Source organism: Cytobacillus spartinae (assembly GCF_042865285.1).
In the GTDB taxonomy this organism is placed as follows: domain Bacteria; phylum Bacillota; class Bacilli; order Bacillales; family Cytobacillaceae; genus Robertmurraya_A; species Robertmurraya_A spartinae.
In genome coordinates, this window is record NZ_JBIACK010000015.1 from 41200 (window position 1) to 54575 (window position 13376).

Consider the following 13376-nt stretch of genomic DNA (forward strand, 5'->3'; position numbering starts at 1 on the left):
AGCAGATTGAAGCTGAATCCCTTTCTTATTTTAAGCAGTAGGTCCACCTTTTTCAACGATAGAAGAAGGTACGTTTGTAAACTTTTTGAAGTTTTCTTTGAACTTAGATGCAAGTTCTTTTGCTTTTACTTCATATGCAGCTTGGTCTGCCCAAGTTTTGTTTGGTTGTAATACTTCATCAGGTACACCTGGTACATGTAATGGAATGTTTAAGCCGAAGATTTCGTCTTGAACGGTTTCCACATTGTTTAATTCTCCTTCAAGAGCAGCTTGAACCATTGCACGAGTATAAGCTAGCTTCATACGGTTACCAACACCGTATTCTCCACCAGTCCATCCGGTGTTAACAAGGTACACATTTGCATTGTGCTCATCAATTTTCTCACCAAGCATTTCTGCATATCTAGTTGCAGGAAGCGGTAAGAATGGTGAACCAAAGCATGTTGAGAATGTAGCTTGTGGTGAAGTAATTCCTCTTTCAGTACCTGCTAATTTAGATGTGTATCCACTTAGGAAGTGGTACATTGCTTGTTCTTTCGTTAATTTAGAGATTGGAGGTAGTACCCCAAAAGCGTCTGCTGTTAAGAATACAATCGTATTTGGATGACCTGCAACACTAGGATCAACGATATTATCGATCGCTTGGATTGGGTAAGCAGCACGAGTATTTTCTGTCAATGTACCGTCATCATAGTCAGCCACACGAGTTTCAGAGTTAACGACAACATTCTCTAGAACCGAACCGAAGCGGATTGCATCAAAAATTTGAGGCTCTTTTTCTCTTGATAGATTGATACATTTCGCGTAGCAACCACCTTCAATGTTGAATACTCCATTAGGAGACCAACCATGCTCGTCATCACCAATTAGCTTACGGTTAGCGTCTGCTGATAAAGTCGTTTTTCCTGTTCCAGAAAGTCCGAAGAATAACGCTACATCTCCTTCGCGGCCAACGTTAGCTGAACAGTGCATAGATAGAATGTTATTTTCAGGTAACATATAGTTCATTACTGAGAAGATTGATTTTTTCATCTCTCCAGCATACTCAGTTCCTCCGATTAGAACGGTACGTCTTTCGAACGAAATAATAATGAAAGTTTCAGATTCTGTTCCATCTACAGAAGGATCTGCTTTAAAATTCGGAGCAGAGATAACGGTAAATTCAGCTTGATGTTCTAAAAGCTCACTTTCTGAAGGACGGATAAACAATTGGTGAGCAAATAAGTTATGCCAAGCGTATTCATTGATAACTTGAATTGGCATTTGGTGTTTTTTATCAGCACCTGCAAATCCTTTGAACACAAATACTTCTTCTTGCTCATTTAGGTAGTTAATTACTTTATTATATAATGTATCGAACGCATCTTGAGAGATTGGTTTGTTTACTTTTCCCCAGTCAATTTTGTCCTTAACAGAAGGCTCTTCAACGATATACTTATCCTTAGGAGAACGTCCTGTATATGTTCCTGTTGTTGCACGTACAGCACCTGTGGAGGTTAAAAGACCTTCACTACGGTTTAGTACTTTTTCCACTAATTGTGGAACTGATAATTGCACGTGAACATGATCAGACTTCAATAATTCATTTATTTGGTTGGAAATACTAACAGAGTTCATCTGATGAATACCTTCCTTTATCTTTTAAATTTTTTAATTTTAATTGTAAGTGATTACATCTCAAAATTAGTATAACACATTTAAATAATTAGTCTATACTAATAAAAAAATTTACCATCTTAATTTTATAAAATGTACTATTATACTCATCGTTCATTAAGGTTGTTGGTGAGTTTCAAATTGATTCGGTTTTGTTTTTTTGTCAGTATTTGAGTAAATATCACTCCAAACAAAATTAAAATAAATTAAAGTAACCCTATGTTAAAATGAGAGTAAGAACAATTAATTGTGGTACATCAAGTTGCCATATCTCAGGTGTTTTTCACGTTTGCAATAAGGATTGAATATTCAAAATAACCCTTGTTTACAGAATAATGTTACCTATTTCAAAAGTTCGATGCTCTGCGAGAAAAATTAGTTCCTCGAATAAAGGGATAGGCAAAAGTAACATGAGTATAAGTATTGTATTCTAATTACAATGTAATGGGAATGATTATAATGAAAAGAATTGCTCTTTATGACGGAAAGTGTTCTCTATGTAAAGAATCTAAGAAAATTTTTCAAAAGCTTGATGTATTGAATCAAGTCGAGTGGATATCCCTGCAGCAATATAATGAAGAGAATGGTGAATGTGACTTTCATCCAGTCGAGCTTAGAAAAGAACTTCATCTTTTATTGCCGAGTGGGAAGGCTTTAAAAGGATTCTTTGCCGTAAGAAGTGTACTGTTACGTTCTCCCTATTCTTTTGTATTTGCCCTACCATTATATATCCCTTTCGTTCACCTAATTGGTTCCCCTATCTATAGATGGATTGCCAAGAATAGACATAAATTTTTAAAACGAAAATGTGATGACGGAAGCTGTTCTCTCTAATTTAAACGTTCCCTAAAATAATAGAAAAAAATTAATATATAAATTAAGTAAAATCATTGACATAGTTTGACACGTTACGATATGATACTACATTGAACGGATACTCTCTTATCCCGAGCTGGTGGAGGGACAGGCCCAATGAAACCCAGCAACCTGCTAAACGAAGAAAGCGACCGGAAAAGGTTTGAGAATACGATATAGCATATTTGTCTTTGCCCAATAAAAAGGGTGAAAAAAGCAAATGCATTTGCTTTTTTCATCATTTTTATTCGGGCGGTCAAGCGAATGCTTGACCAGGCAAGCATGAAAGCTTGCCAGACAAATATGCATGTGCAGTCTCTATATACACCCCTTTACCCCCGGACATTTTCTGAGCAAAGGTGCTAAACCTGAGGCAAGGATTTTAGTCCTTGAACGATAAGAGTGAAAGGCGCGGATTTATTTGCATTCAACCTTTCCTCATAACTGGAAAGGTTTTTTTATTTGTAAAGGTTCGAGCTTTTTGGAACAAAACGATGAATTTCATAGACAAAAACGATCGTTATTTTAGTACTTACTAGATACCCAAACTAAAATAACTTCGTACAAACACAGCAGTGCAAAAAAACATTATGAAATTTACTCAAATGCGAGTTTTTTACTATAAATAAGGATAAATTATCCCTATTCCTAATAAAAACTCCATGTTTATTTAATACTACTTAGGGAATGAGTTCCGTATCAAACCATTCGAGGTTTACATATAGGTAAACGTATCATAACCTCGTTTTCATTTTTATAAAACAAGGAGGAAGTCAGATGTCAACAAAACGTCGTTTGTTTACTTCTGAATCAGTTACTGAAGGTCATCCGGACAAAATCAGTGACCAAATTTCAGATTCCATTTTGGATGCTATTTTAGATAAGGATCCTAATGCTCGTGTTGCAGCTGAAACAAGTGTAACAACTGGTTTAGTATTAGTAGCAGGTGAGATTACTACATCTACATATGTAGATATTCCTAAAATCGTTCGTGAAACGATAAAAGAAATTGGTTACACTCGTGCAAAATACGGATTCGACTCCGAAACTTGTGCAGTGTTAACTTCAATCGATGAGCAATCACCAGATATCGCAATGGGTGTTGACCAAGCTCTTGAAGCTCGTGAAGGACAAATGTCGGACGAGCAAATCGAAGCAATTGGTGCAGGGGACCAAGGTTTAATGTTTGGTTTCGCTTGTAATGAAACAAAGGAGTTAATGCCACTTCCTATTTCATTAGCACACAAATTAGCACGCCGCTTAACAGAAGTACGTAAAGAAGAGATCCTTCCTTACTTACGTCCAGATGGTAAAACGCAAGTAACAGTTGAGTACGATGAGAACAATCAACCTGTACGTATTGATACCATTGTTATCTCAACTCAACATCACCCAGAAATTACTTTGGAGCAAATCCAACGTAATCTGAAGGAACATGTTATCAACCCGGTAGTTCCTAAAGAACTTATCGATGAAAATACTAAATATTTCATTAACCCAACTGGCCGTTTCGTAATTGGTGGACCTCAAGGGGATGCTGGCTTAACTGGTCGTAAGATTATTGTTGATACTTACGGTGGATATGCTCGTCACGGCGGTGGAGCATTCTCTGGTAAGGATCCTACAAAAGTTGACCGTTCAGCTGCTTATGCTGCTCGTTACGTTGCGAAAAACATCGTTGCTGCAGGTTTAGCAGATAAAGTTGAAGTTCAACTTGCATATGCAATCGGTGTTGCTCGTCCAGTTTCCATTTCAATTGACACTTTTGGAACTGGAAAAGTTAGCGAAGAAGTATTAGTTGATGTTGTGAACAACAACTTTGATTTACGTCCAGCTGGAATCATCAATATGTTGAACCTACGCCGTCCTATCTACAAGCAAACTGCTGCTTATGGACACTTTGGTCGTACGGATGTTGATTTACCTTGGGAGCGTACTGATAAAGCAGAAGACCTTCGTAACCAAGCACTAAACCAATAATTCTCAACTTAAGCCGAGAGTTACAATTATTTGTAACTCTCGGCTTTTTATTACGTCTAATAGTTGTAATGTAAACGTATGGTCATCTTATTGGGTTTGGAAATAAAAAAAGGTTCCATCAATTTCCCTGTCAGATTTTTAGGTTTACAGTGCCATTTTTAATAGAATAATGGTAGTATTAGATTTGATTCAAAATTTGTTAACAAGAACCCTAATTTTGGGAATTAAATAAATTGGTAAGAACGGAGTAGGTGAGTTACATAATGTGTGGTTTTATTGGATGTGTTCATGAGAAATCTCAAGATTTACGTGAAGTTGAAAAACAGCAATTTGAAAATATGAATAATATCATTACACACCGTGGTCCAGATGATGACGGATATTTTTATGATGAGCATATACAGTTTGGATTCCGACGTCTAAGTATTATTGACGTTGAAAGTGGCCATCAACCACTAACTTATGAAAATGAGCGCTATTGGATCATCTTCAACGGGGAAATTTATAACTATTTAGAACTTAGAGAAGAGCTTCTGAAGGAAGGCTTAACGTTTAAAACGCATTCTGATACAGAGGTAATTATCGCATTATATAGCCATCTGAAAGAAAAAGCAGTTGAAAAATTAAGAGGGATGTTTGCATTTGTCATTTGGGATAAACAAGAGCAGAGCTTATATGGGGCAAGGGACCCGTTTGGGATTAAACCATTTTTTTATTTCAATGATGGAGATAAAACATTCTTTGGTTCAGAAAAGAAAAGCATTCTTCTTGCATTAGAGAATGATGTATTAAATTATGATTCTCTTCAGCATTACTTAACCTATCAGTTTGTCCCTGAGCCACATACTATGTCAGAGGGAATCTCTAAGCTTGAGCCAGGACATTACTTCACAAAGAAAATTGGCCAGGAAATGAAAATCAATCGTTACTGGAAAGCGCATTTCCAGCCGGTTCAAAAATCAGAAGATGAGTTCATCAAGGAAATTCGAGACGTATTAATGGATTCAGTAAAAATTCATATGCGAAGTGACGTTCCTGTTGGTTCATTTTTATCAGGTGGAATAGACTCTTCTATCATCGCTTCTATCGCGAAACAATACCACCCTGCCATTAAGACTTTCTCTGTTGGGTTTGAACATAATGGCTTCAGTGAAATTGATGTAGCAAAGGAAACAGCCGAAAAGCTAGGTGTAGAGAATATTAGCTATGTCATTACACCACAGGAATATATGAATGAGATTCCGAAAATTATGTGGCATATGGATGATCCCTTAGCTGATCCCGCTTGTGTGCCGTTGTATTTCGTAGCTCGTGAAGCTCGTAAGCATGTTACGGTTGTGTTATCTGGTGAAGGTGCGGATGAATTGTTCGGTGGATATAATATTTATCGTGAACCACAATCATTAGAAGTGTTTAACAAGATCCCGGCAACGTTAAAAGCATTCCTTAGAGTCATAGCAAAGATAATGCCAGAAGGAATGAAGGGAAAGAGCTTTATAGAGCGTGGAGTAACTCCTATGGAGGAACGTTATATTGGGAATGCAAAAATGTTCTCAGAGGAAGAAAAGCGTAATCTATTACATGTTTATAATGAAGGTTTAAATTATAAAGATATTACCAAGCCACTTTACAATGAAAGCAAAGGGTATGATCCAGTTGATCGTATGCAATATATTGATATCCATACTTGGATGCGTGGGGACATTCTATTAAAGGCAGATAAAATGACGATGGCACACTCATTAGAGCTTCGTGTACCGTTTCTAGATAAAGTTGTTTTTGAAACAGCCTCAAAAATTCCTACTAGCCTAAAAACAGCGAATGGAACAACGAAGTATGTACTACGTAAAGCTGCAGAAGGAATCGTTCCAGACCATGTCTTAAACCGTAAAAAATTAGGATTCCCGGTACCAATTCGTCATTGGCTAAAGAATGAAATGAATGATTGGGCTAAAACGATTATCCGTGAAAGTCACACAGATCATCTATTAAACAAAGACTATGTATTAAAATTACTTGAAGACCACTGTCAAGGAAAAGCAGATAATAGCCGTAAAATCTGGACTGTGTTAATGTTTATGGTGTGGCATCAAGTATATGTAGAAAAAAAATACTCCTTCGAACAGGAGTACTTAAAAGAAAAATCATATAGTTAGTATTTTTATTCCTTAGGAAGATAGGTGATTGCCTGTCTTCCCATTTGCACCCAGGATTCTTCAAAATCCACTAAGGGTGCTTTTTTATTTTTCTCGCCAGTCAAAGGATCATTAAAATAAATGAATTGCTGGTCATAACCAGTTATTAGAACAGAATGCTCTTTAAGTGTAATATTGACCTCTCCAATTGGTGTATACCAAGTTTGAAAGTAATTTTTCGGTAACTTTTTATAAGTCGTATTCGTTATGACCCAGACAGGGCGATCGTCTGAAAGATGGATTTTAATCTCTTCAAAGCCAGAGCCTGTTAAATCTGTAATCTGATTTGGTAAATAGGTTTCAGCTAGTTCTTTAATGGGCTTATGATAAACTCCATAGCCTTTCTCATCAAATGTATACATATTACCTACAAATCCTACATTGGGATGACCGAAATATACTTTACCGTTTTCAACTTTATAAGGTGTAGGATCTTTTTTGACTTTTTCAGCAAGAGTCATTTTATCTACATTAATACCAGTATATTGGAGAAGCATCGCAAGGCTTGTTACCTCACACCCACGTGGTAGCTCTGGAAATTGATTGATTGCAGGTGCATCTAATAAAACCTCGTCTTTAATCTTGATAATAGAGATGGCAGAATGCTTATCTAATAATGTGTTTGTTTTCTCAACAGGTGTTTGAACCCATAATAATTTAATTGATTCCACAGCGTTTGCAATGTGAGTTGTTTTAGAGTTTTCAAAGATAAAGGCGATTACTATGATTAAAAAAGCCGATAAAAACATGATGGATGATTTTAATAGACCAGTTCCTTTTCTGACTTTTATAAGCAAGTAAATAAAAAGTAGAAGGAGTAAACCAATTATTAAAAATAAGATATTCATTAGCACCACCTACAAGCTACCTAGTAAAAGTTATTATTGTGTATATCGGTAAAAAAGCACTATATGTTAAGATAACTTATTTGCAAACTTTGTGACTTTTGAACTTTTAAATAAAAATAGTTAGGGATTGAATTACAAATTCTACTTGCTTTTGTCTTGTAGCGATTTATAATACTGGGCCTTTTCCGCATATTCTCTCGAGATCCGCTTCATATCAATAATATCTTCTTCTGTTAATTCGCGAATCACTTTTGCTGGTCTTCCAAATGCAAGGGTGTTTGGCGGGATTTTTTTACCTTGTGGAACAAGACTTCCGGCACCAATAAATGCTCCCTCTCCAATTTCTGCATTGTCAAGGATGATGGAACCCATCCCAATTAGAGCTTTTTTCCTAATGATGCAGCTATGTAGGATTACTTGATGACCAACTGTCACTTCATCTTCTAAAATAAGTGGATTATTAGGACTTTGATGTAAAATAGAGTTGTCCTGGATGTTCACTTTTTTTCCGATGATCGTCGAAGAGACATCCCCTCGAATCACAGAATTAAACCATACACTTGATTCATCCCCAATTTCTACATCACCTGTTATGGTTACAAAATCGGCAATAAAGGCCGAATCAGATATTTTAGGATACTTGTTATTAAATGGGTAAATCATCTATAATCTCTCCTTGGAATCATTAATAGTCAATAATTACAACCGTTACATACACTAAAGCTCATGGCCTACTTCTATTTTACCAACACAAATGTTTTCAATGATAGTAAATTGTTTTTTGTAAATAATTTTACTTATTTTCTTCTGTAGATGGCTATTGCTTGTCATGTGGATGGAAGGTGTTAAAATTGGAAATAGAATGGACATTTACTTAGGATTTTTTCCGGAAACTTTGTTGCTTTTAAGTTCTTTATAATTTTTATATCATGAAAAAATTCAGTGAAAAAGTGTTTCATACGCCAAAACAGCCTTTGCCAATAACGGACCAAATAAAAAATGTTGTGTTTTATTAGAAAAAATATTGGCCATATTGATTAAGTGAGGTGTCTAAATGACCGTTCCAACTATGCCAATTCGTTTAATGTCAGAAGTATATCGAAAAATATTACCTACTGTTCATAAAGAGTTATCCTATTGGAAGGAAAGAGCTACAACCATCCCTAACCCTGAGTTACAAAAACAGGCCTTAGCTAGTATTGAACATAAAACATTTCATTGTGAGGGTGGTGGAATCTTAGCGCTTTTAGCTAAGGAGCACTATAAAAGTGCAATAAAGTTTATTGTTGCTTACCAAACGATTAGCGATTATTTAGACAATTTATGTGATCGGAGTACATCTCTGGATCCATTGGATTTTGAAGCTATACATGATTCAATGAAGGGTGCTTTATCTTTAAATAAAGAGCAGGTAAATTATTATAGGTTCCGACATGAGCAAGATGACGGTGGTTACCTCCGTGACTTAGTTACTACTTGCCAAAGTGTCTTAAGTGATATGGGTAATTACGAACATATAAAGGAAAGTCTATTAGAGCTTTGTCAGCATTACTGTGATTTGCAAATACATAAACATGTAAAAGTCGAGGAAAGGGTTCCACGATTGCAAAATTGGTTTAAGGGTCTTAAGGATGAAATTCCTGAAATGGAGTGGTATGAATTCTCTGCATGCTCAGGGTCAACGCTTGGAATTTTCTGCCTCGTTTCCTACGGAATGAGTGATGATTTTACAGAAAAAGATACAGCTAACATCCATAATGGTTATTTCCCTTACATTCAAGGTCTTCACATCCTACTTGACTACTTTATAGATCAAGAAGAAGACAGGTTAGGTGGAGACTTGAATTTTTGCTTTTATTATAAGAGTGAACAAGAACTTTTTGAACGGTTAAAGCATTTTGTAATTGAAGCTGATAAACATACGGAGAGCTTACCTCATCGTCAGTTTCACCGTTTAATTAACCGGGGGTTATTAGGAATTTATCTTTCAGACGAAAAAGTAAGAAAACAAAAATCCATTAAACGTCTAGCCCGAGAAATGATTAAAAGTGGTGGCCCAATCAGTTCCTTTTTTTACTGGAATGGGAGAGCATATCGTACATTTCAGAAGTGGTTACCTGCTAAGACGGGTAAAATGACTACTAAATAGCTGTCATGAAAAAAAGATAGTATGCAAAAACATACTATCTTTTTTCAATGGCAATGATAAATGGTGGGTGGTTTTGCTGATTGATAAATTGATACTGAAGTACATGTACAGTCTGCTGGTCTAATTCCCTAACAAATTGAAGCAAATAATCTCTTTCAACGGCGCCTTCTTCATGTCCATGATAAATGACCAAGACAATGATTCCTTCAGGAGCCATCATTTCAATTAGCTGTTCAATCGCAGCAATCGTGGTTTCAGGCTTTGTAACGATCGATTTATCACCACCAGGCAAATATCCTAGGTTAAAAATCGCAGCCATTACCTTTCCATGTTGCTCAAGCGGAATAGCAGTAGAAATGTGCTCATGCCCTTCATTAAAAAGTGTTACCCTGCTAGAAAGCCCATTCTCACGCAATCGACTATTTGAAGCTTCAAGAGCCTTTTCTTGTATGTCGAAGCCGTAAACATGCCCATTTTCGCCAACTAGACCTGCAAGAAATAAAGTATCGTGGCCATTGCCTAAAGTAGCATCAACGGCGATGTCACCAGGCTGAAGTGCTTTTTGTAGAAGTTGTCTTGCAAAAGGTAAAATTCGATCAAGTTTCACTCTAAATATCCTCTCCTAAAAGTATTCCGTACTAGACTAGAGTACTTCGCGGCCTACTCTGTTGTAAAACTTTCCTTGATAGCTGTTTCTTCTTTTTAACTCGGCATCGATGGCATTAAGCACTTCCCACTTATTTACACTCCACATTGGACCAATCATTAAATCAATAGGGCCATCACCAGTAATCCGATGAACAATCATTTCCGGAGGTAAAATTTCAAGTTGATCACATACTAAGTTTACATAGTCATCAAATTTCAAAAATTCTAGCATTCCTTTTTCATATTGCTTCACCATTGGAGTCCCTTTTAACAGATGGAGTAAATGAATTTTAATACCTTGAACATCTAATTTGGCTACTTCCTCAGCTGTTTTCATCATCATTTCCGGGGTTTCTAATGGGAGTCCGTTAATAATATGGGAACAAATGCGAATTCCATGTTTGCGAAGTTTATTGACGCCTTCAATATAGGTGTCGTAATCGTGGGCACGATTAATAAGTAGTGCTGTGCGTTCGTGTACGGTTTGCAAACCGAGTTCAACCCATAAATAGGTTCGTTCATTAAGTTCAGCTAGATAATCAACCACATCGTCTGGTAAACAGTCTGGGCGCGTTGCGATCGAAAGTCCGACTACATTTTCTTCATGAAGAACTTTCTCGTATCTTTCTTTAAGGACTTCCACGGGTGCATGTGTATTTGTAAAGGCTTGGAAATAAGCCATATACTTACCGTCTTTCCACTTCTGATGCATTTTATCTTTTATTTCTTTAAATTGTGTTTCTAAATCGTCAACTCGGTTGCCTGCAAAGTCTCCAGAACCTGCGGCACTACAAAACGTACAACCACCGTGGGCCACTGTACCATCGCGGTTTGGACAATCAAATCCACCGTCTAAAGCAATTTTAAATACTTTATGTCCAAAGTGTTGTCGTAAGTGGTAATTCCACGTGTGGTAGCGTTTGTCATCATACGCGTATTTAAATGGATTAGGTTGCTTCATGAACGGTTAACCTCCTTTAAAAGTTATTTGTAAGGTACTTACTTACCGCCTTGGGCTCATAAAAAGATTTATTTTAAGTGATTGAAACTGACTCTACACATAAAGTGAATTTTACCATGAACGAGATTGCTTATCCAAATATAAATGGAATTGGAAGTATTTATATGACCGAATATGTGGTAGCAAAATGTTGAAGTGAGCAAAATAAAAAAGAAGCACATTTTAGCTTCAACATGCTTATTAACTTTTGACAGGGGGTTACAAAGATGGCAACACGTCAATCGGTAGAAGACCTTCTTCAACAGTGTGAGGACGCTATTAGGAATGCACATGAGGAATATAAAGAGAGCAGCAGGCAAGAGCATTACAATGATGATGATTATACAAGAGCCATGCAGCAATTAGAGGATGCTTATAATGATTTGGCTCAACTGGCATTGAGTTCAAATTCACAACAGCGTGAGCAGCTTCACCGTATGAGGCTACAACTACAACAGCTGCAAAACAATATGACTCTAAATGATCACTAAGGAGAGGTAAGAATGGTCAAAAAACGCTCTAAACAGAATAATCCAGAACAAAAAACCCGGAACGGCATCAATAATCAGGACCTCGAACTTGGCCAAGACTATGACCCGGTTAAGTCTTCTAAGAAAAAATATGAAAAAATGGGTGGGCAACCAGTTAAATCAAAATTCCACCCAGAACCTGAGCAATCTTCATAACATGAAAAGGCTGACCTTCTTGGTCGGCCTTTTCTTTATAACCAAAAAGATATATTAAAATAATTCCGGTAAACTCTCATAATTAATAGTTCTTATAGCATGGTTAAAAAGACATGAGGAATATGCCATTTTTTGTCGTTCACAAAGTGGTAACCATCTAGAAGAGAAACTGTGAATTAGGTCACAGAATTGAAGCATTACAAAATGGTTTAAATAAGTTAGACAAAAAAACAAATATCGATTGATCGAATGCTTTTTTAAAAAACTTACTTGTGAAGACGTTCACAAAAAATTCAAATTGGTAGGATAACTAATTTGAACCAGAAAGTAATCGTTAAACGGGCGATGATTAAATCATGTTGGTGCCAAAATCATCGCATTTTGAAAGGGTGTAAAAAGATGAAAAGAGTAGCTCAATATATAATTGCTTGTTTTGTGATTCTCTTCCCCATCTCTCCTCTTGCAGAGGAGAATCAAGTGTTGTCTATGGAGGAATTAGAAATACAGGTAATGCCAGAGTTTGCGTATCATCCAGAAGATAAGAAAGAAAAGCAACCTACCTTGCTAGTTGGTTACCATGGAACGTTGATGAATAAAACGGAACAACCACAAAAAGGACAAATCGAAATCCCCCTTCCAACGAAGGAAAAGAATTTCCGTATCGGTTTTGTAGCCGACTACAACCGAGATTATACGGAAATGAATGAAATCGAATATGAACTAGATAAAAAGAACGGATTAATATCTTGGGAAACAAGTGAAGAGATTTACCCTGGAGAATTATACAAATTCGTTATTGAATACTACACAGATCAAATTAAAACCAGTGAGGATGGTAAATCGTTTTCGTACGAATACAAAAGCTTTGCGGATATTGGAATTACTTCTCTAATTATTTTAGAACCATTGAAGGCAGAGAATTTCAAAATGACTCCTGCTGCTGAATCTCATCAACAGAACCCTTATGGAATGAACATGTTTATGTATCAGTTACAAGGAATGGAACGAGATGAGGTTAGAAAGTTTGAAATTGAATACAAGAGAGCCGAGACGAGAACAACAATGGACATAATCAATGAAATGGCCGGGAATTCCTCAGAGAGCGAAGGAGTAACAAAAGAAAATAAGACTCTTCCAGTCGTTATGAGTATTTCAGTTGTTGGGGGAATAAGCATCCTTTCGGGAGCTGTCTTAATGTTCCTTTTAAAGAGGAAAAGAAAAATAAAGAAACCAGCTAACCAAGTAACTGATCAGCATCCAAATGAAGATAAAAAAGCTAGATTAAGAGCGATGTTAATAGAAGGTAGTATTTCAGAGCAAGAGTACAACGATTTATTAAAAAAGATTGGAGGAAAGTGA

At 36.4% G+C, this 13376-nt stretch carries 12 protein-coding genes; 7 read left to right on the forward strand and 5 right to left on the reverse strand.

Features of this window, described 5'->3' with window-relative positions:
- Window positions 1-30: 30 nt before the first annotated feature.
- Window positions 31-1617, reverse strand: a complete 1587-nt coding sequence (gene pckA / locus ACFYKX_RS22465) for a phosphoenolpyruvate carboxykinase (ATP) (RefSeq protein WP_389363778.1) — start codon at window positions 1615-1617, stop codon at window positions 31-33.
- Between the two features lie 498 nt (window positions 1618-2115).
- Between pckA and ACFYKX_RS22470 the strand changes: the two genes are divergently transcribed.
- From ACFYKX_RS22470 to asnB, 3 genes are all read left to right on the forward strand, one after another.
- Window positions 2116-2490, forward strand: a complete 375-nt coding sequence (locus tag ACFYKX_RS22470; RefSeq protein ID WP_389363780.1) for a thiol-disulfide oxidoreductase DCC family protein — start codon at window positions 2116-2118, stop codon at window positions 2488-2490.
- A gap of 798 nt (window positions 2491-3288) precedes the next feature.
- A complete protein-coding gene (gene metK, locus ACFYKX_RS22475; RefSeq protein ID WP_389363781.1) occupies window positions 3289-4491 on the forward strand; it encodes a methionine adenosyltransferase in 1203 nt (400 codons plus the stop codon).
- Between the two features lie 263 nt (window positions 4492-4754).
- Window positions 4755-6647: an asparagine synthase (glutamine-hydrolyzing) gene (asnB, locus tag ACFYKX_RS22480; protein WP_389363783.1), complete on the forward strand. Its 1893-nt coding sequence runs from the start codon at window positions 4755-4757 to the stop codon at window positions 6645-6647.
- Between the two features lie 5 nt (window positions 6648-6652).
- On the opposite strand, the gene ACFYKX_RS22485 is transcribed toward asnB, so the two are convergent.
- Together ACFYKX_RS22485 and ACFYKX_RS22490 are read right to left on the reverse strand one after the other, a co-directional pair.
- The gene (locus ACFYKX_RS22485) at window positions 6653-7534 is read right to left on the reverse strand and encodes a C39 family peptidase (RefSeq protein WP_389363785.1); all 882 of its coding nucleotides are present in this window, start codon (window positions 7532-7534) and stop codon (window positions 6653-6655) included.
- Window positions 7535-7675: 141 nt separating this feature from the next.
- Complete coding sequence (locus ACFYKX_RS22490) at window positions 7676-8197, reverse strand: gamma carbonic anhydrase (protein ID WP_389363787.1); 522 nt, start codon at window positions 8195-8197, stop codon at window positions 7676-7678.
- 391 nt (window positions 8198-8588) lie between these two features.
- On the opposite strand from ACFYKX_RS22490, the gene ACFYKX_RS22495 reads away from it, so the two are divergent.
- On the forward strand, window positions 8589-9683 hold the full coding sequence (locus tag ACFYKX_RS22495; protein ID WP_389363789.1) for a tetraprenyl-beta-curcumene synthase family protein: 1095 nt from the start codon (window positions 8589-8591) through the stop codon (window positions 9681-9683).
- Window positions 9684-9717: 34 nt separating this feature from the next.
- Here ACFYKX_RS22495 and ACFYKX_RS22500 read toward each other — a convergent pair whose 3' ends face one another.
- Together ACFYKX_RS22500 and ACFYKX_RS22505 are read right to left on the reverse strand one after the other, a co-directional pair.
- Window positions 9718-10290: a class I SAM-dependent methyltransferase gene (locus ACFYKX_RS22500; RefSeq protein WP_389363791.1), complete on the reverse strand. Its 573-nt coding sequence runs from the start codon at window positions 10288-10290 to the stop codon at window positions 9718-9720.
- Between the two features lie 36 nt (window positions 10291-10326).
- Window positions 10327-11292 (reverse strand): TIGR01212 family radical SAM protein, encoded by a 966-nt coding sequence (locus tag ACFYKX_RS22505; protein ID WP_389363793.1) that lies wholly within the window; start codon window positions 11290-11292, stop codon window positions 10327-10329.
- A 266-nt stretch (window positions 11293-11558) separates the two neighbouring features.
- Here ACFYKX_RS22505 and ACFYKX_RS22510 point away from each other — a divergent pair, with 266 nt between their 5' ends.
- The 3 genes from ACFYKX_RS22510 (at window position 11559) to ACFYKX_RS22520 (ending at window position 13376) form a co-directional block, all read left to right on the forward strand.
- Window positions 11559-11822, forward strand: coding sequence for a YtzC family protein (locus ACFYKX_RS22510; RefSeq protein ID WP_389363795.1), 264 nt, complete (start codon window positions 11559-11561; stop codon window positions 11820-11822).
- A 12-nt stretch (window positions 11823-11834) separates the two neighbouring features.
- Window positions 11835-12017: a glycogen biosynthesis protein GlgD gene (locus tag ACFYKX_RS22515; RefSeq protein ID WP_389363797.1), complete on the forward strand. Its 183-nt coding sequence runs from the start codon at window positions 11835-11837 to the stop codon at window positions 12015-12017.
- 399 nt (window positions 12018-12416) lie between these two features.
- Window positions 12417-13376 carry a hypothetical protein gene (locus ACFYKX_RS22520; protein ID WP_389363799.1) on the forward strand — a complete coding sequence of 320 codons (960 nt, stop codon included), beginning with the start codon at window positions 12417-12419 and terminating at the stop codon, window positions 13374-13376.